At 58.7% G+C, this 19,156-nt stretch carries 12 protein-coding genes; 10 read left to right on the top strand and 2 right to left on the bottom strand.

Annotation, left to right across the window (positions count from 1 at the left end; all coding sequences use genetic code 11):
- Positions 1 to 150: 150 nt before the first annotated feature.
- Positions 151 to 3,126 carry a Tn3 family transposase gene (locus AC1Q6Z_RS30095; RefSeq protein WP_065653655.1) on the top strand — a complete coding sequence of 992 codons (2,976 nt, stop codon included), beginning with the start codon at positions 151 to 153 and terminating at the stop codon, positions 3,124 to 3,126.
- Here AC1Q6Z_RS30095 and AC1Q6Z_RS30090 read toward each other — a convergent pair.
- Complete coding sequence (locus AC1Q6Z_RS30090) at positions 3,066 to 3,755, bottom strand: phage exclusion protein Lit family protein (protein ID WP_192321173.1); 690 nt, start codon at positions 3,753 to 3,755, stop codon at positions 3,066 to 3,068. The genes AC1Q6Z_RS30095 and AC1Q6Z_RS30090 overlap by 61 nt on opposite strands.
- A complete protein-coding gene (locus AC1Q6Z_RS30085; RefSeq protein WP_192321171.1) occupies positions 3,752 to 4,612 on the bottom strand; it encodes a pPIWI-associating nuclease domain-containing protein in 861 nt (286 codons plus the stop codon). Before AC1Q6Z_RS30085 ends, AC1Q6Z_RS30090 begins: the two co-directional genes overlap by 4 nt.
- Positions 4,613 to 4,754: 142 nt before the next feature.
- Here AC1Q6Z_RS30085 and AC1Q6Z_RS30080 point away from each other — a divergent pair, with 142 nt between their 5' ends.
- From AC1Q6Z_RS30080 to AC1Q6Z_RS30040, 9 genes are all read left to right on the top strand, one after another.
- Positions 4,755 to 5,345 (top strand): DUF6088 family protein, encoded by a 591-nt coding sequence (locus AC1Q6Z_RS30080; protein WP_192321169.1) that lies wholly within the window; start codon positions 4,755 to 4,757, stop codon positions 5,343 to 5,345.
- Positions 5,338 to 6,375, top strand: a complete 1,038-nt coding sequence (locus tag AC1Q6Z_RS30075) for a nucleotidyl transferase AbiEii/AbiGii toxin family protein (protein ID WP_192321167.1) — start codon at positions 5,338 to 5,340, stop codon at positions 6,373 to 6,375. The genes AC1Q6Z_RS30080 and AC1Q6Z_RS30075 overlap by 8 nt, the downstream gene beginning before the upstream one ends.
- Positions 6,376 to 6,434: 59 nt before the next feature.
- Positions 6,435 to 7,280, top strand: a complete 846-nt coding sequence (locus AC1Q6Z_RS30070) for a restriction endonuclease (RefSeq protein ID WP_246765508.1) — start codon at positions 6,435 to 6,437, stop codon at positions 7,278 to 7,280.
- A gap of 18 nt (positions 7,281 to 7,298) precedes the next feature.
- Positions 7,299 to 8,078 (top strand): Hachiman antiphage defense system protein HamA, encoded by a 780-nt coding sequence (locus tag AC1Q6Z_RS30065; RefSeq protein ID WP_192321166.1) that lies wholly within the window; start codon positions 7,299 to 7,301, stop codon positions 8,076 to 8,078.
- Positions 8,062 to 11,580, top strand: a complete 3,519-nt coding sequence (locus AC1Q6Z_RS30060) for a DEAD/DEAH box helicase (protein WP_192321164.1) — start codon at positions 8,062 to 8,064, stop codon at positions 11,578 to 11,580. The genes AC1Q6Z_RS30065 and AC1Q6Z_RS30060 overlap by 17 nt, the downstream gene beginning before the upstream one ends.
- Before the next feature lie 608 nt (positions 11,581 to 12,188).
- On the top strand, positions 12,189 to 12,725 hold the full coding sequence (locus AC1Q6Z_RS30055; protein WP_246765507.1) for a hypothetical protein: 537 nt from the start codon (positions 12,189 to 12,191) through the stop codon (positions 12,723 to 12,725).
- A 108-nt stretch (positions 12,726 to 12,833) separates the two neighbouring features.
- Positions 12,834 to 16,274 carry a DEAD/DEAH box helicase gene (locus tag AC1Q6Z_RS30050; protein ID WP_192321284.1) on the top strand — a complete coding sequence of 1,147 codons (3,441 nt, stop codon included), beginning with the start codon at positions 12,834 to 12,836 and terminating at the stop codon, positions 16,272 to 16,274.
- On the top strand, positions 16,271 to 18,010 hold the full coding sequence (locus AC1Q6Z_RS30045; protein ID WP_192321162.1) for a phospholipase D-like domain-containing protein: 1,740 nt from the start codon (positions 16,271 to 16,273) through the stop codon (positions 18,008 to 18,010). Before AC1Q6Z_RS30050 ends, AC1Q6Z_RS30045 begins: the two co-directional genes overlap by 4 nt.
- On the top strand, positions 18,007 to 19,152 hold the full coding sequence (locus AC1Q6Z_RS30040) for a hypothetical protein (RefSeq protein WP_192321160.1): 1,146 nt from the start codon (positions 18,007 to 18,009) through the stop codon (positions 19,150 to 19,152). Before AC1Q6Z_RS30045 ends, AC1Q6Z_RS30040 begins: the two co-directional genes overlap by 4 nt.
- The last annotated feature ends 4 nt before the right edge of the window (positions 19,153 to 19,156 follow it).

Raw genomic sequence — 19,156 nt, 5'->3', positions numbered from 1 at the left:
TAAGGTCGAACAAATCCGGAACGATGCCGTAGATCGGATGTGCAACATCCGATCTCTGTGGATTGCCATCGACATGCGCCAATTTTGATTTCTCTGTCCGGCCCGACTCGACAACGCTTCACGCAGATTGGTCATGAATGGGGTCGGGCGATGGCAAAGCGCAAGCTTCTCAAAGATCAAGATCGCCGGAAGCTTGTCGATATCCCGGTCGACGAGGACAGCCTAATCCGCCACTATTCGTTGTCATTGGCGGATCGCCTGGAGATCGAACTGCGGAGACGTAATCACAATCGGCTCGGCTTTGCCATCCAGCTATGTCTGATGCGATACCCAGGTCGAGTGCTTGGAGCAGAAGAAACTCCGCCTCGCGCCATGCTGAAGTATGTTGCTGATCAGATCGGCGCCGCTCCAGACGAATTTGCTCTCTATGCACGTCGTGAAGAAACTCGTCGGGATCATATGGCGCGGCTAATGGTCTATCTGGATACGAGAAGCGCGACGCCGCCAGATCGCCGCGCCGCGCTATTAGCGGCAATTCAAGCGGCGACCATGTCAGACGACGGTGCTGCGATAGCCAGTTCGGCTGTCGCCGCATTTCGCGAACGCGGAGTTCTTCTGCCGGCGATCGACACGATCGAACGCATTGGCCTTGCCGGCCGTGCCATAGCCCGTCGCCGGGCAGAAAAAACTCTGATTGAAGAAATCCCGCTCGATAGGCTTCAATCACTGGATAGGCTGTTAGAGGTTGACCCGTCGATCGGCAAGACGCGCTTCCACTGGCTGCGCTCGGCGCCAGAAGCGCCGGCTGCGTCGAACCTCGTCGGGCTGACCGAGCGAATAGCTTTTCTGCGGCGGCTGGAGATCCATCCGGAACTGCAGGCGCGGGTATCATCCGGACGGTGGGACCAGATGATCCGGGAGGGCAACGCAACGCCGGCCTGGCTTGCCAACGAATTCAACGCCAGCCGTCGCCACGCTCTGATCGTGGCTCAAGTCATCAAGCTTTGCCAGAAGATCACGGACGATGCTGTGACGATGTTCATCAAGCTGATGGGCAAGTTGTTCTCGCAAGCCAATAATCGGAAGAAGCAGCGGCAGATGGACTGCAGAGCGAACACCGCCAAAGCGCTGCGCATGTTTCTGGATACGATCACGGCCCTGCAGTCTGCCAACGACTATGGTCGGAACGCATTAGATGTTCTCGACCAAAGAGTCGGCTGGGACCGGCTGCTTCGGATAAAGCCCGAGCTCGAGTCGATGGTCGACGACAACGAGGCGCCGTCGTTGATCGTAGCAGCCGAGCAATATTCGACCGTCCACAAGTACGTTGGTGCATTCCTTCAGGCCTTCACGTTCCGCTCGGCGCATCGCCACGACCCGCTTCTGGCGGCAATTGCGCTACTGAAACGGCTTTATACCGAGAAGCGGCGGACACTCCCGGATCGCTTGCCGATCACCCACCTCAGCCAAACTGATCGACGGCTTATCTTCGAACAGGGTAAACCCGATCGCCGTCTCTACGAGATCGCCACGCTCGCGGCTTTGCGAGACCGGCTTAGATCTGCGGAGATCTGGGTCGATGGCAGCCGATCTTTCCGGCCCATTGATGAGCATCTGATGCCGCGGTCGACATTCATCTCGATGAAGGAAGACGATCGTCTCGGTTTGGGGGTCCAGAGCGACGGCGCGCAGTGGCTTGCCGAAGCGCGTCAGATGCTCGACTTCAACCTGACGCGTCTGGCGCACAGAGCACGATCTGGAAAGCTCGAGGGAGTTCGTCTCGAGGCAGGAACCTTGATTGTCACACCAACCGCCAGCGAAGTCCCCGCAGCCGCCGAGGAGCTGAATGCCGAGATCAGCGACATGTATCCGTTGGTGGAGGTTCCCGACTTGCTGAGGGAGGTGCATGAATGGACCGGCTTTGCAGATACATTCACGCATGTTCGCACCGGCGACGTTCCGAAAAATGTCTCTGCCATGCTGGCGGGCGTCCTGGCGGATGCGACCAATCTCGGGCCGAAGCGAATGGCTGGCGCATCCAAGGGGATCAGCGCTCATCAGATTGGGTGGATGCGCACATTCCATGCTCGATCGGAGACTTACCGCGCGGCGCAAGCATGCATCACCGATGCCCACACCCAGCATCCACATTCCCGCCTTTGGGGCAATGGCACAACGTCATCGTCCGATGGCCAATTCTTCCGTGCGAGCGATCGAGCTGCAAAGCGCGGCGACATCAACTTGCATTACGGCAGCGTGCCCGGATCGAAATTCTATAGCCATCTGTCAGACCAGTACGGCTACTTCAGTATTTTGCCCATCAGTCCAACCGAGAGCGAGGCGGCCTATGTGCTCGATGGGCTCTTCGATCAGGACACGGTCCCAGACATCCAGGAGCACTTTACCGACACGGGCGGTGCCAGTGATCATATCTTCGGGCTGTTCGCCTTGATCGGAAAGCGGTTCTCACCGCGACTGCGTAATCTCAAAGACCGGAAGTTCCACACGTTCGACAAGGGCGATGCACATCCGGCGCTGTCGAACCACATCGGGGCGCCGATCAATGCCAATCTGATCATCGATCATTGGGACGATCTGCTCCATCTCGCGGCGTCGATCACGACGCGGTCCGTGGTCCCGTCTACGATACTCAAGAAACTGTCCGCATCTCCGAAGCAAAGCCATCTTGCGAGGGCGCTCCGCGAACTCGGCCGTATCGAGAGGTCGCTCTTCATGATCGAATGGTACTCAAGTCCGGCACTACGGCGGAGATGCCAAGCGGGTCTCAACAAAGGTGAGGCCGCCCATAAGCTCAAACGCGCTGTCTTCTTCCACGAGCGAGGCGAGATTCGCGACAGGTCGTTCGAGAGCCAAGCGTTCCGCGCCTCTGGTCTCAACCTCGTCGTCAGTGCGATCGTCCATTGGAATACCGTCTATCTCGACCGTGCAATCACACAGCTGAAGCGAGCGGGTCGAGACATTCCTGATACTCTGTCGAAGCACATCTCGCCGCTCAGTTGGGAACACATCAACCTTACCGGCATCTACACTTGGGATGCCGAACATCAGATGCCGAACGGATTTCGATCGCTTCGTATGCCAGCCGGGCTGCGGCGGGTCGCATAAGTTCTCAATCTGTTCGCCCTTAGCGTACGATTTCGGACTGCTCTTGTTCTGGCCCCTTTATCGAGGATCCACGACACCGCCCAAGCGTCTGCCTCGTGCTCCTGTTGATGCATCAGCGCGGTATATGCATGATGCCCGAGTACAAGATGCCCGCATTCATGCAAGACTATGAAGCTTGCCGCTGCGAGGAACAGATTGTTGGTCAGGCCATCTTGGGACGAGGGATCGGCCGCTGAATCTGGCTCTAAATGAGGATGTTCCCAAGAAAATTCTTCATTTCGTATAAGCGCCAGGGCGGCATTTTTCAGTTCGATTGCAACAGAGTCCGGACCGCCCGATGTGATGACGACCTGCGAAAGGTTCATTTCGGCGGCCGTCTGCGTAAGGACGGATAGGACACGTACGGAGGCGGCTACAGCCCAAAGGCTCAGCAACGCGGCGTAAGTGCCCTCAATCTCCTTGGTAGTCGGAAATGCCTCGAAGTTTGCCGGCCCATCAACAATCTCGAGGACCCATGTCTCTCCTCCCATTTTCGCCAACAGCTCATGGACGCGCTCCGGCGCAATTCTAAATGGGCTTTCCCGGAGTGACGGGATAAAACCACGCATCAGTCGTTCAGCATCGGTCATTCATAAAAGCTCCGGTTGTCGACGCTGATATTGAGATCATCAGCCCGAATTGCCATGAGCCGAGCGACGGCGCACGTAACGGTCACGACGTAGGGGTAGGAATCATCCTGCCGGAACCCGATTTCGTTTCTGACGTCTGAATTAGACCCGTATTGCAGCTCGACCTCAACCTCGCCTTCAACACGATAGCTAATGTCCTGCGAATCCAACTTGGTTACGCTCACATTGTCTATGTTGTGTCCATCGACGGTCGTATGCGTCGAAAGCTCATCAAGTTCATCGATCGTCTCCGAGATGAGTTTCTCGAAGACGGCTTCTTGCATCGCGTCAGCTACGGCATGGGTGATAGCCTCTCGGCTTTCATTTGCGGCTTGGAGCAATTGGTCGAGGCCGCGCAAGACGTCCTGGATCATCACGCGAATCTCCCATCCTTTGGAGAGGATGGTATCGGCGCGAACATGTGTGGCCCTGTTGAGTCCATCCATTACTTCGATCAGGGGCGTTGTGAACTCGCGCACATCTATGCCGAGAGTGTCGCTGACGAAATCGTCCGGCAACCCGGCCTTTACGATGTAACTTGCGCGCTGATGGCGAGTGACGGTTTTGGTATCCTTGGCCTGCACGAACCAAACGCAGGCTCGAACGTCCTCATCAGGAGCGAGGCTGTGCAGCACATGGCCGATCGCTTCCCGCAGGCCGCTTGCCGCGAAGTTTCCTCGCAGAGGGTTATCCCGATCTCGAGCGACGCGGAAGCAGCCTTCGAGTACGGTCTCGAAGAATTTGTCCTTCGGCATTCGTCCCTGGAGTGCGCGACGCATCTTCTTGAGTTGGCTCCAGCGTGGAGGATTGTTGTTCATCAATTTCCTCTGTGTCCGAAAGTGAGTGTGGCCGGAGCTTCCGCTCCGCCGCAGGCGTTGAATGCGGAGCTTGAATGTCAGAAAAAGATGCACTATTTTCTGACATATGAAAAGCACTTCGACATCGGTACCAGACAAGATTATGAAACGCGCCCGCGCTGGCGGGCGCGGCGGCGTTTTCACGCCTAGCGATTTCCTGGGCATTGCTGGACGCGCCGCAGTCGATCAGGCGCTGTCCCGACTGGTCAAGGGTGGTAAACTCCGGCGCCTCGCGCGAGGCCTTTATGATTTCCCGAAGGTCCATCCGCAGCTTGGGCTGCTTTCGCCAGCTCCGGACGATATCGCCCAGGCGCTGGCACGGGAGACCGGTTCTCAGTTGCAGATTGCTGGCGCCCGTGCGGCGAACGCACTTGGGCTTACCACGCAGGTGCCGGCGAAGACCACCTATCTGACCGACGGTCCCTCCCGCAAGGTCGTCCTGGGAAAGCGCGTCGTCGATCTGCGACATGCCTCGCCCAAGCATTTGATCGCTCCTGGCAGTGCGGCTGGCACGGTCGTGCAAGCGCTTCGCCATGTGGGAGCGATGCGTGCCGGCGACGTTGCGCAGGTCGCAGTGCGCCGCCTGTCAGCCAACGACAAGAAGATGCTTGCGTCCTCTGCGGTTCGGGCCCCAGCCTGGATGAGGCCGACACTCGTATCGATCGCCAACGCGTCAGGTGAGATCGATGGATAGGGTGGCTCTCCTTCCGGCTGATGATCGAGCCGCCCTGTTTGGCGAAACAGGCGCCCTTCGAGGAGTTGACAACACGATCGTCGAAAAGGACTTCTGGGTCTGCTGGACTTTGAAGCGTCTTTTCGGCCTGCAGAAACAAGATGCAGCCACCCTCGTTTTCAAGGGTGGTACATCCCTTTCCAAGGCATTCGGCGCCATCCGCCGCTTTTCCGAGGACATCGACCTTTCGTTCGATCGAGCGGAGCTCGGCTACACCGGCGACCGCGATCCGGAAAAGGAAGGCATCAGCAAGAAACAAGCGAACAAACTGATTGAAGCCTTGGTGAGTGACGTCGAGCGGCATATTGCCGAGAAGCTTCTTCCGGCGCTCAGGTCCGCGATCGTCGAGCAATTGGGCGAGCCGAGCGAAGGCAAGTGGTCGCTGGAAATAGATGCCAACGACGCGCAGACAGTGAACTTCCACTATCCGCCTGCGCTTGCGAGCTCTGAATATGAAAGCATGGCCTACATCACGCCGCGGGTGAAGCTTGAGCTCGGTGCGCGCGGCGATCCATGGCCGACCGAGCAGAAGTTTATTCATCCCTACGCGGCGGAGGATTTTCCGGATTTCTTCAAAGATCCGGAATGCACCGTGACTGTTCTCTCCGCGCAACGGACCTTCTGGGAAAAGGCGACCGCGCTGCACGCCGAGGCGCACCGTCCCGCCGAGACCGCAACGCCGCAGTATTTCTCCCGCCACTATTATGATCTCGCGATGCTCCTCGACACCGAGGAAGGAAAAGCCGCGGCCGGCGATTTCGACCTTCTAGTAACAGTGGCAAAGCACAAGGCGACCTTCTTCCGGTCCAGTTGGGCCAGCTACGATACAGCGAGGCCTGGTACTTTGAGACTGATGCCGAGCGAGTCCCGTATCAAAGATTTGCGCGCTGACTATCGCGCCATGGCACCCATGATGTTTGATGAAAAGCCGCTGTCTTTCGACGACATTCTTGCCAAAATCAAAAAACTCCAAGAAACAATTAACAGCTGATCTAACGCTGCATTCCGGGGGAGCCCATTAGTTCGATACGGTCCATCGATCTGCGCCTGGTGGATGATCTCGTTGACTTTGTCCGGGGGCAGGGCTTCGTGCTGGACTTTTCTGACAAAAGCTTTTCCGAGTTCTTCGCCTCAGAGCTTAAGGTCAACATCGATGACCCCAAGTATGCCGTGAACGGAGGGTCGAAAGGAAAACGCCTCCGCTACTTCCTGCAGCACTGCGATGACGCCACCGCTGTTCGTACCCTTGCGGCCCTTTGGGAGCATCGTTCAGAATATCTCGCGCGCACCGCCGGCAAAGACCCGGTCGTCAATGCTGAAACCCGCTACCTGGGTCTGATCAATCGACTTTCGGGTAATCACGCTCCGCCACCAGCTGCGCCGAGTGCTGCGGCCACCGCCGCCGACCGGAACAAGATTGCCAAGGCCAAGTCGGATCTCCTGCAGATCACGGCGCTCGCGCCACAGGCGCGGGGCTATGCCTTCGAGGGTTTCCTCAAGGATCTGTTCAACGCTTTCGGATTAGCCGCCCAGGAACCTTTTCGCCTGCGTGGCGAGCAGATCGACGGCAGCTTCCAGCTCGGCAATGAAATCTATCTCGTCGAAGCGAAATGGCAGGGTCAACCGATTGGCGTCGCCGAGCTGCACACGTTTCACGGCAAGATCGAGCAGAAGGCGGCGTGGACTCGAGGCCTATTTGTCAGCAACAGCACATTTACCGAAGATGGTCTTGTCGCCTTCGGACGAGGCAAGCGCGTCATCTGCATGGATGGTCTCGATCTCTATGAGATGCTGGATCGCGAGCTCCCGCTCACTCAGGTTCTCGAACGCAAGGTTCGCCGCGCCGCCGAGACCGGCTCCCCGTTCGTCCGTGTTCGCGATCTTTTTCCAGGTTGACCGGCGGGGAGGGCGCGAATGGTACAGTTCAACGATTGGTGCGATTCTGCCGATGGTGAGGTAGGACCGCATTTTCGCAGAGTGATAACAGGCAGGGCGGCCGATCTCGGCACGGGAATACAAGCAACAGCGACCGTTGTTCCCCGCCATTACGCTTCTGAAGAACACGTCGCCCGAGCCCTCCGCCGACTAGGAAAGCCTGCTGCTGCGGCTCTGATCGAGGGCAAGCTTCCGACGACCAAAGCCATTCGCTCGGGCGATCTTGGTGAAATCTACGCAACCGAGTGGATCGACGCTCATAGCGGCGGCTACCACGCGCCGATCAAAAGATTGCGTTGGAAAGACCATCGTAACATGGCAATGCGTGGTGAGGATGTCATCGCGCTACTCCTGGATGCGGACACACAGCAGTTGCGGTTCCTGAAAACCGAGGCCAAGAGCCGGGCAACCCTCACCGCGCAGGTGGTCGCGCAAGCGCGCGAGAATCTGAACAAGGACAGTGGGCTACCTTCGGGCCACGCTCTCTCGTTCATTTCAGCCCGTCTCCTCGAACTCGGCAACGAGCCCTTGGCCGATGCGATCGACGACGCGCTTCTGAAACATGGAATTCCGCCCGCCAGCGTGAAGCACCTTCTTTTCACCTTCTCCGGAAACTCGCCGGAGGCCATGCTGACCGCCTCGCTGCAAGCCTACCCCGGTGAGTTTCACCAATGGGGGATCGGACTTCGCGTCGACGGCCATGCCGCCTTTATCGGCGCCGTCTATGATCAGGTGATCGTCAATGCCAACAACGCCTGAAGCGATTATCGCCGACATTAATGAAGCCGCAACCGCGGGATTTCGTGGCCGCCTGATCGCCCGCGGCCAGGCGAGAGCAATCATCTGGCGCGATGGTGTGTTGCCTCCCGATGCACCGGCCTTCGCTCCCCAACTGAGTTATGACCTTCATTCCTATGGTTACGCACTTCTCGGTCTCGGTCTTCGCCTGCGTGAACTCGGCGGGGACGCCGCACAAGCGCGCATCGCCTTCGAACAGGCGGCGACCGCCCTTGAGGCGGTTATAGGAAAGGGGAATCCCGACGAGATCGATCGCGACTTCCATTTTGTCATGGCGGCAGCGAGCTATCATCTTGCGCATCTTTCCGCCCGCGCCTATTCCCTGCTCGCGATCGTTGGTGCAGACGAAAATTTCTCATTGATCGAACGGGTGCTCGCGCAGTTGATGCAAAGGGACTTGAGCGCTCTTCGAACCGTCGTCTTCGACTACAGGGCTGCCGGCGATGGCAGCGATGCTCGGATTGCGGCCGCGATTCAGGCCGGACTTGATCAGGCGGAGGCCGCAGCAGACCTGGATGACGGCGGCAACGAATTCATCTTCGATGGTCTGGATACCGCACTGACCGACGGTTTTCTTGCAGCGATGTCCCTGTTCCTCCTCGCACTGGAGCGGGGCGAACGGCCATTGCTCGATCAGGCGCTGGAACGGCTCCGAATGAGCCTCTCGGTCTGCAGCGAACTGAATCTGCTACCGCAATGGTGGGCTCATCGCATTGCGATCCATCTCCTGTCGGACCTGTGGTCAAGCACCTTCCATGAGCGAGTGCCACTGCAGCCGGCGGGGGGTGAAGCAGCCGACTGGCCGCGTCTTCGAGAGCTGTTCATCGCGTTACTTCAACGGCGCCACAAATCGGAAATCGACCTTTGGCCGTCGCAGATCGAAGCCGCGGCGCGCGCCGTCGACCAGTCTGACGACCTGGTGGTTTCGCTACCTACAAGTGCTGGCAAGACGCGCGTCGCTGAGCTGTGCATCCTACGATGCCTTGCCGGCGGCAAGCGCGTGGTCTTTGTCACGCCTTTGCGTGCCCTGTCGGCTCAGACGGAAACGACCCTGCAGAGAAGCTTCGGCCCGCTCGGCAAGACGATTTCTGCGCTTTACGGCAGCATCGGGGTGAGCGGATTCGATGAGGACGCAATCCGGGAGCGGGACATCGTGGTGGCAACACCCGAGAAGCTTGACTTCGCGCTACGTAACGATCCCTCACTTCTCGATGACGTCGGCCTGCTAGTTTTCGATGAAGGGCACATGATCGGTCTCAACGAGCGCGAGGTTCGCTATGAAGTCCAGATCCAGCGGCTCTTACGACGTCCGGATGCACACCAGCGTCGGATTGTGTGCCTGTCAGCTATCTTACCTGATGGGGATCAGCTCGACGACTTCGCAGCCTGGCTTCGACGCGATCACCCCGGCGGACTGATTAAAAATGACTGGCGCCCGACCCGATTGCGGTTTGGCGAAGTGGTATGGACCTCGCCCAATGCCCGATTGAACATGCGCGTCGGCGACGAGCGCCCATGGGTGGCACGCTTCCTCACGGGTGCCGAGCCCCCGAGGTGGGTCCCACCAAAACGTCGCCGAACCCGTCTTTTCCCTGACAACCAACGCGAGCTCTGCCTGGCGACTGCATGGCGGCTGGCGGACGATGGACAGACTGTCTTGATCTTCTGCCCGGAGCGGCGGAGTGTTGAGCCGTTCGCAGACGTGATCGTCGATCTTCATGAGCGTGGAGCGTTGCGTTCCCTGCTTGAAGCCGATCCAGCGGTGCTCAACACCGCGATTGCGCTCGGAGAGGAGTGGCTGGGCCCGAACAGCGCGATTCTCAAGTGCCTTCGCCTGGGCGTCGCGCTGCATCACGGCGCCCTGCCGACAGCCTACCGCAAAGAGGTGGAACGGCTGCTTCGAGACAATGTGCTCAAGGTGACCATCTCCTCGCCGACCTTGGCGCAGGGGCTCAACCTATCAGCAACCGCGGTCGTGATGCACTCGCTTCACCGCAGTGGGGAGATGATTGAGATTTCCGAATTCAAGAACGTCATCGGTCGCGCCGGCCGAGCCTATGTCGATGTCGAAGGCATTGTGCTCTTCCCTATGTTCGACGATATCGTGAAGAAGCGGCGCAACTGGGAGAAGCTCATCAACGATCTCGGTGCCCGAAACATGGAAAGCGGTCTCGCGCTTTTGGTTTGGACGCTCTTGTCTCGGATGCACGCGCGTATCGGCGGCGATTTCAATCAGCTCGTGGACTATGTACTCAACAATGCGGCGGCCTGGGCCTTCCCGGAGATCGCCAATGAGAAACCGGAGGATCGGGAACGTGCGCTTGCGGACTGGGAGCGGCATGTCGCCACCCTCGACACGGCGATCCTCAGCCTGATCGGCGAAAATGACGTTCCTGACGAAAGCATCGAAGCGGCGTTGGATGACATCCTCCAGTCGTCCCTCTGGCACAGGCGCATCCTGCGCCAGAATGAACAGGTCCAGCAGGTTCTGAAGGCGGGCCTTCTGTCCAGAGGCCGACTTATTTGGAGCCAATCGACGGCGGCGCGCCGACGCGGTTATTTCCTTGCAGGCGTTGGACTGACGACCGGGCATGCTTTGGATGCGATAGCGGCAGAGGCCAACCTGCTACTGATTCAGGCCAATGGTGGGATCCTCGAAGGTGACGCAGAGGCCGCAATTGCAGCGATCACGGCGCTTGCTGAGCGGGTTTTCGCATTCTTTCCTTTCACGCCCGACCCCATGCCGGCAAACTGGCGAGATATCCTGCGGGCATGGCTTTTGGGTCAGCCGCTAGCCGGCGTGGCGGCGGGTCAGGAATCCGAAACGCTTCAATTCATCGAGGGCGGTCTGGTTTATCGCCTACCATGGGCCATGGAGGCGGTCCGCGTGCGCGCGGCCGCGAATGGTGACACGGTTGGCGTCTTTGATGCTCTTCTCGAAGACCATGAGTTGGGTCTCGCTGTTCCTGCTGTCGAAACCGGCACGCTAAATCGCTCCGCATCGATCCTCATCCAGGCCGGCTTCAATTCAAGGCTTGCCGCCATCAAGGCGGTGGTCGACACGGGCGCCGCCTTCCACACCGGCCAGGAGCTTCGGCAATGGCTAAGTTCGGAAGCCGTCTCGGCTTGGAGTGCGCAGCCCGATTGGCCGACGCCAGAGACCAAGGCAATGTGGACGGAGTTCGTGCAGAGTTTTACGCCGCCTGAAAACCGCACCTGGGCTGATCGAAGATATTGGGCAAACGTCACATGGCTCGGCGCGCCGCCAGCACCGGGCACCCCCGTGCAGGTTCACCATTGGGGAGGTCAGCCTCGGGTGTTCGCCGCCGACGGTGCAGTGCTCGGCAATTTGCAGGCAGCGCTTAACCCGGGGAGAGCGGGCCTGTTGCGCGCTCAGGTTGCTCAAGACGTCGGTCGGATCGACATCACCTATCTGGGACCGGCCGATCTGTCCGGTGCGTGAGGCCCTGTCGGACGGCGATATCTTATTTCGCGCAAAGCGCTCACCGCGCCTTATTGGTCAAATGACTCGAATCACCTACGTTGAACGCATGGCTTCTCCGGCCATGCCGTCCACAGAGGCGAAGCCTCAGGGCAGGAACGACTGCATCAACCCGCAAGAACCTCTTTCCAAGGTGCACGGGCCGAGTGGACACGCCATAGATTGCACCGCCGGAGTGGTTCCATGCGAATTCACGTTTCCGACCTTGATCGGTCAAAACAGGCCGCCAAATATCTTGTACGTGCCGCGACCAATCTACAGCTCTCCTATGTGCATGAGAGCGCTCGCACGTGTGCTGGGCTACCGCGATTGGCACGATCTTTCCTGCAGCTGCGATCATCATCGACAAACACAGCCCGGCGACGTGGGTTTCGATGATGCGCTGCATATCATTCTCTCGATAGCCTATGCTCTCGGTCTTCCTTATGCCGAGGTTCAGTACGCCGTGTCCAAGGCACGTCTTTTGCGTGAAACACCTCTGTCGCTTGACGAGCAGATGACCTTGCAAACCTCGATCTGGCGGCGACGTCTTTTTGGTCGCCCGGGGCGGGGGGAAGGCGGGGACTGTCGTGAAAGACAAGGCTTATGGTACCAACACGCCGGCGTATCTTCGCCGCGCTGGCCGACCGACTTATCTGCATTTCGACACGGGTCTTGGCGAACGCGCGGATTTTGAGGTCGTGACCCCGCGCACCGCCCTTTCTGATTTCGTCCCGTCCCGCCTGTGGCTCCCCTATGGAGTCTGGAAACTGAAGGACGGGTCTGAAGTCATTTTTTCCCGCGACTATTTTCCGATGTGGGGAATTTCCGAGGATCGAGTTCAGCGGCTCGCCCCCTGGCTTTGGATCAATGGCATCGTCGACCAAAGCCATTTTTGGAAGGCGGGAGGCGGCAACTGGACGAGCAGTTCAGTACGAGAAATGGCAATCTCCCAACTTGCTGCTTACCGCATCTTCGAACTTCCCAGGCTGATCGATGTAATGCCGCAACTTTTTGAAGCCGATGTCGACTCGATCGAAGATGGTGTCAGAAGGCTTTATGCCGCGGGACGTCGGGACACCGCCCTCCCATCCTATGCCGAATTGAACACGCGCGTTCTTGGCTAAGTCTACGGGCCACAATGTTTGGGAGAATACCAGCTTCAGATTGGATTGACGACGCAACCACCAGACGAATCTGCTATGTCAAAAGCAAATCGGGCGGGCTGGAACGGCATGACGACAGTCAATACGGTCAAACAACATAGAAAATTGTCGCTGGAGTCCCGGTTTACGTTTGCCGAGGACTCTCTCGCCCGTGTGAGCGGTGCTTGGGATTCGGACCTGCGATCCGCGACCGGGCTCGACGATGGTGAGCGATATTTGCTGCGGCTCTTCAGAAAGACCGGCACGCCGCTGGATGACGACCTGAAGGCGATTATCACTCGAGGATTGCGACGAATTCGACGTGTTCTCTCCTCACGGCGGGCGCGTGAAGTCCTGGTCGAAGTACTCGATGTCGTTGAGGACGGGCAGGAAATCGCGATCGTCATGGTTGATCCCGGCAGCCCGATCTCCGGATCGTCCCATAGAAGGAGAGCACGACAGAACCGCTTTCTGGCGAGTACCAGCCGGAATGTTTTCTGGCGCAATATCGTCCGCATCGCGGAAGCGCTTACCCTGTGCCACGATGCCGGTATCGTGCATGGCGGTGTGAGCACCCATACGATCTTCTCGCATTCAGACGATAGCGACGACTATCGTCTCGGGGGATTTGAAGCATGCGTCCACATTGCTGACAGCAATCTTGGAGCCTCCGGCCATCTTCTGCGCGCTTCTGGCGCGATTTCATTTCGGCAGGATTGGATCGATCTTGCCGGAGTGGCCGCTGCCATCCTCGGCGTGGACGGAGATAATTCCCCTTCGCTGCTCTCGATCGAACGCCGAATGCTGGATCGTTTGGCGAACCCACCGCAGTTTCAGCTCTTTGACGGCAGCATCGTGCTCGGGGAGTTGAGGGAAGTTGTCGCCGAACTCGACAGGGTCGGGTCAAGTTCAGATGGAGAACTCATCCTTTACCCCTCGCGCAACGCCCTCCAGAGCGATTTACCGACTCTGTCGTCCGGGACGATACCCGCGCATGACGGCGTTGCCCTCATGCAGTTCGTCGCGGAAGATCTGCTTTCCGCCGGGGTTCGCCTTGTCCCCGCCGGTCAAGATAGCCTGCGCATTCTCACTGATCTGGCGATCTACAACGTGAAGATCGTCCACGACGCGATTGGCATGATTGAGTCGGCGCATAAAAGGCGACCGAACGACTGGATACAAGGCGCGGAGGATGTCGTTCACCGTTTGCATTTGGCGAGAAATCGCGCGAGTGCCGAAGAGCGCGTGCGCAACCTTGGTCCAGGTGCACGACGATGGCGAGATTTCGCGGAACGCGTCCGAGTAGCCGGGGTAACGAGTGATGTTCCGATGTGGTTCGCTCTGATCCTGCTTGAGGCATTTACCCTGCTGAGGGAGCAGTTTCGTCTGTATCCCGTCGAAGTTCTTTCGTTGCCCGCCAGCGAGCAGAACGTGGTGTGGCTCGCACCTCGCGACGATTCGATACGGGACGATCAGCGCGAAATAATGGGATTGCGCCCCACAGCGGAGGCAATGCGACGCGAACTCAAATATGACGACGGAAAGGTGAATTGGACCGTTTCGAAGTCGGCCAGACTCGCAACCGGCCGTGAGCGAGTGCCGGAACTGAGCTATGAGGGAAGCAATCTGGTCGATGGAAAACTGGCGTTCGCCTTTGCAACGAACCTGGCGGTTCCGGCAGGGCAGTCTCTTTATTTGCGGCCACGCAAGGATACCGGAACCGAGCGCGCTATCAGGCGACGGCTGCAGAACATTGTTGCGGCCAGGGCCAATGTCGAGCTCCTAAGAGCGTTGGATGACCCGGCGCAGGTGGCGATGGACGACATGCTGCGCGACATTGCTGTTCCAGGTTCACCGCCGGCAGATGCGGATATGGAGCCTTCGAAGATCGAGGCTTGGCAGTCGATCGTCGCGGGAAGGTCGATCAATGTCGTCGTCGGTCCCCCTGGTGTGGGAAAAACCTTTTTGATTTCACATCTCGTGAAAAGCATCCTCGATCAAACGCCCGATGCCCGCATTCTGGTGTCTGCCCAGAACCATGAGACTCTCGTCCATATGGAGGACGACCTTCGAAAGTTCTTGCCGAAGCAATCGAACATTGTCGTTCGCGTCGAACGATCTCGCGTCAGCGAAGAAGAGAGCACCTTGCGTCGGAACTCGGTCGTCTTGTTGCGATCCGTATCCAAGCCCGACGCTGAGCGCGCGGCGGTCATGGCAAGCCAGCTCCATCAGATCGCTCAGGCGCTCAATCCCGTCGACAGGTCGGAAAAGTCGGTTGCCGAACGCGCCTTGCGCGACACCGACAATCTGATGCTTCGCTCGTCCGATGTCACCTTGGCCACCACCTCATCCCACGTTCTCGAGGAAATGATTGCCGATGGTGAACAGTTCGACTGGGTCTTCATCGAAGAAGCCGCGCGTGCAAACGGTGCTGAACTGATTGGCGCCCTTCTTCTCGGCAACCGGCGGGTTATGATCGGCGATCATAATCAATTATCGCCTTTCGACGTGGTTGAACGCCAAAAGTTCTACGACGGCAAGCGGGCAAACGAACTGTTGAGGGATGCCAAAGAAAAGCTTTCTGCTATTCCCGATCTGCCTGGCGAAGTGGAAATCGCCCTCGACGCGCTGAAGGCGGACCAGTTCTTGCTCAGCGACGTACTCGCCATCGCCGCTCGTCTTGAGGAGCCGTTCCGATCAATCGTCGAGCGAGAGGCCTTGAGAACCGCGGACACGAAACGTCCGAGCTCGATCGCAAACACGCTACGGGAACAGAGCCGGATGCACCCGGCAATCGGCGAGCTTGTCTCCGATACCTTTTACAAAGGAGAACTCGTTTCGTCGGAGCGCGTGAAACAGCGCAAGAAGGCAGTGGACACTGTCGAAGAGTTCCCCGCTTCGCCTATCGTCATCCTCGACATGCCTTCGTTGAGTGTCGTCAAACGCCGGGCATTCGAGCAGAAGATCAAGCGCTCGTATCGCAACGAGTCCGAGGCAACGGCGATCGTGAGCGCCATGAAAAGGCTGCGACCAATCGTGTCGGCAGACGGGCGTCGGCCAACGTTGGCGGTGCTGTCGCCCTACTCCGCCCAAGTTAGTCATTTCGAGCGCTTGCTCAAACCCGAGATCGACACGGCCGAGAAGACCCTGTTTGGCTTCGCCAGCCCGCGCGGAGATGGAAAGTTCTTCTATACGAGCGACAGTTTTCAGGGGGGTGAGGCGGACGTGATCGTCGCTAGCCTTGTCCGAAACAACGTGCTCGTTGGCACGCGAGCCCTGGGATTCATCAAAAATCCGCAGCGGCTAAATGTTCTCCTCAGTCGAGCCAAGCATAAGCTGATACTTGCCACCAGCCGGAGGTTTATCAGCAATACCGTAAACGGAATCGATCCGGACGGGCTGAACGACGAGCTCGGCTTCTTGCGAAGGATGCTCGACGGAATCGCGCGGCTTGCAGAGACAGAGTTTCCGGGGGGTGACATGGGCGCTTCCATCGTCATGGTCGATGAGAATGGGAAGCTCTCCCGATGAACAACATCTACATTCCGGCATGGCATTATCGTGCGCCGGGCATCGTTCAGCGCACGTGGGGCTGGAGCCCTATCGAGGAAATGGTGCTGCTGTCGCTTGATCGCGATCCGGGAACAATCGATGCCGTTGCGGCACACCTGGAAATCCCGCGACAGGTTGTGAGCTCAACGGTCGCCCGTCTGATGCAATTCGGCCTCGTTGAAGTCCGGCTTTCACCACAGCCGGTGCTCGCGACAAGCAGTGTCGGGCATGGCTTCATTCGCGCCGGGCGCGCGCTTCCAGAACGGACCGCGGACCGCGAAATCGGTATCAGTGTCGTCTATGAAAAGGTCGGGCAATCGGTCTTCAGGACGCGAGATGTGGACACGATTCCCGTGTCTAAGCTCCCGGCCAGTGGAGCGATTGTCGCTTTTCCCGCGGACGAAGTGCCGGAGACGGACTATTCTATGATGCAGCGTGTCAGCCAGTTCACAGCCGGTACACTTCGCCCAGGGGAGTGGCTTCGGGGTGTGGAGGCCAACAGTTCATTCCTGGAGCGAAAATTCCTCGTTCTCAATCTCGATGATGTGAAAGACGGGATTCTGCCACAGGGGGCAAGTGACCAGCTCGTGGAAGCGCTAACGGCGACGATAAAAACCGGCATCTTGCCGACGACCGCCGCACCGCCAGTCAGCCAGCCCGTGGTGATCAACACGTCGTTTGCCACTGACCAGCTTGTCGTTGGGTCTGAACAGCACTTGCAGCGCTTCGAGCAAATCGTGGGCGCTGCAAAGTCCCATATCTTTGTCCTTTCAACTTTTGTCGCCTCGCAGTCAGATGAGAAAGGCAAAGAGAAGCGCGAGAGGATATGGCAGGCCCTGGAGCAGGCTTGCAGACGCGGGGTCAAATGCCACCTGTTCTTCGGAACGTCGCTCGACCGCGCTAAGCATGCAGCAGCCATGCAGGAACTCTACACTCGGCTATCGGCAGTTCGGCAAACGAGAGGCTACCTGCTGGTACAGAGAGAGCCTGTCGGCAGCCATGCAAAGTTCATCCTCGCCGATGACGGCGATGGTGGCGCAATTGCGGTCATGGGGTCCTGCAACTGGCTGTCGTCGCCATTTTCGGCTGTCGAGGTTTCAGTGGAGCTCAGGGAAAACAACGCTGTCGCGACCGGGATGGATCTTCTCCGCGAGATCATCGCCAAACTCTCCGGCGCCAGCCGATCCGTGGAAACGCTCCTGTTCATGGCGTCGGAACTGCGGCGCCAGCGTAGCCGACTTTCAGCGGCTTCGGAAACCGCTCCTCCGGCCGCCCGGCTCACCATTCTTCGGGCCGACGACCACGAGCGCCTTCTGCGAGTTGCGGCGCACGATGCCCAGGAGCGTTTCATCTGCTGTACGAACAAGGTCGGAGCCAATATGGTCCCGGCCCTGTTCGACCCCGCAGAGGTCGCAGGCCGGCGACTGAGTGACGTGCGCGTGTACTACTCGCGGCGGTCCGGGCCGGTCAAACGCGGGCATGTCGCGGAACACCGCGAACGTCTGAATGGCCTCGTCGTGCTGACCGGCGTCCCAGAGCCGCAATTGCATGCCAAGTTCCTGGCGTGGGACAAGGACCATATCGTCGTCAGCAGCTTGAACTGGGGCTCGCAATCGGGGTTGGAGGAGAACCCGCTGGACGAAATCGGCCTTTACCTGGAAGGCCCGAACCTGGCGACATGCCTGCTCGAAAAATTCGAGGCGGCGAGTAGATGACCGGGGTCGTGTCTGACAAGTCCACGCCCAACCCCGCAAATGCAGGCCTTATCATGAAATTCGTGGAGCTTGATGGGCAAGACGGTCAGCCGCCTCGTTCCGTGAGCGTCGGTGGCCTGGAGCTGGAACCGCTGAACTACGACGAGCTGGCAGGCGCGCAACTGCATAAACCTCTGTCCGTCCCGCTCAATTGGCGGTTCGCTAGAATTCTTGAGACGAACATCGAAGGGGTAGAGATCAATGGGCTGGCACGCGGAAACGCAGTGCTCGATAGCACTCATAGTTCGATGGTCATCAGCCTACAGCGTGGCGGGTGGCTTCCGTCTGGTCTCGCGCTCGCCAATGCAGGCGTTACGGTTCTGCCGGATAGAAATGTCATCAGCCAGATCAAGGGACGTTTCGAGGAAGGCTCTGTTATCGGCGCGGGCCAGGACTTTCTGGACTTGCTTGCCGGGCAGGAGGTGCGACTTAACCCCCTTCTATACGCGATCGAAGGCAATGACCGGAGTATTCCAGATCGTCCGATTGTGGAAGCGCAGCTGACGGAGGTGATGGCCTTTCTCCGCAAAGCGCTGCCGACGGCAGAGCTCGTTGTCGGCAGCGACAGTCTGAGGGGCGCTCTGGGCCTGATCGACGACACCCGGGCAGGGTTTGAGCGAAAACGCAACTTCCTCCTTCATCTCGCGCCTTTCCTCACTGCTCCTACGAGCCGCAGGCTTTTCGACAAGAGATGGACCGATGTGATGGATGCGGCCGATCGCTACGGTGTGGCCCGCTATTCTCTCATCGTCCTTGCGGCACTGAGTGCAGTGGCGGTTCCAAACTCTGGCAGCCCCGCAAAGAGGATGTTGAAGTTTCGGGAAGGATACTCTGAGCAGGACGCGTACAACGCGCTCGCGGATGTTCGTTCGCTTGAGATCTTGATTCACCTTCTGGCGTTGTTTCCTAAGGAGCATCCTGCCATTTTTACCGCCGACAGGGCATTGGCGCTTTTCTGGACCGGAATCCGGGCGCATAACTTTCGACGCGAAACGCGTTCGGTATCGTGCGACCTGGCGCCGGTAGAGCAATTGTTTCCGGGCGACACGATCAACCTCTGGGAGAGCGACTGCAGGCGTCGCGCAGCCGTGCAGGCAACGTAGACCC

The sequence above is a fragment of the Shinella sp. GW835-FHT14H05 genome, from assembly GCF_058793575.1.
The sequence above is the reverse complement of the archived record's forward strand: the minus strand, read 5'-3'. Positions and strand labels throughout refer to the sequence as shown.

Bases quoted from the DNA above. Each gene is read 5' to 3' on its own strand.
- AC1Q6Z_RS30095 (WP_065653655.1), top strand. From the start codon at position 151: ATGGCAAAGCGCAAGCTTCTCAAAGATCAAGATCGCCGGAAGCTTGTC.
- AC1Q6Z_RS30090 (WP_192321173.1), bottom strand. From the start codon at position 3,755: ATGACCGATGCTGAACGACTGATGCGTGGTTTTATCCCGTCACTCCGG.
- AC1Q6Z_RS30085 (WP_192321171.1), bottom strand. From the start codon at position 4,612: ATGAACAACAATCCTCCACGCTGGAGCCAACTCAAGAAGATGCGTCGC.
- AC1Q6Z_RS30080 (WP_192321169.1), top strand. From the start codon at position 4,755: ATGAAACGCGCCCGCGCTGGCGGGCGCGGCGGCGTTTTCACGCCTAGC.
- AC1Q6Z_RS30075 (WP_192321167.1), top strand. From the start codon at position 5,338: ATGGATAGGGTGGCTCTCCTTCCGGCTGATGATCGAGCCGCCCTGTTT.
- AC1Q6Z_RS30065 (WP_192321166.1), top strand. From the start codon at position 7,299: ATGGTACAGTTCAACGATTGGTGCGATTCTGCCGATGGTGAGGTAGGA.
- AC1Q6Z_RS30060 (WP_192321164.1), top strand. From the start codon at position 8,062: ATGCCAACAACGCCTGAAGCGATTATCGCCGACATTAATGAAGCCGCA.
- AC1Q6Z_RS30050 (WP_192321284.1), top strand. From the start codon at position 12,834: ATGACGACAGTCAATACGGTCAAACAACATAGAAAATTGTCGCTGGAG.
- AC1Q6Z_RS30045 (WP_192321162.1), top strand. From the start codon at position 16,271: ATGAACAACATCTACATTCCGGCATGGCATTATCGTGCGCCGGGCATC.
- AC1Q6Z_RS30040 (WP_192321160.1), top strand. From the start codon at position 18,007: ATGACCGGGGTCGTGTCTGACAAGTCCACGCCCAACCCCGCAAATGCA.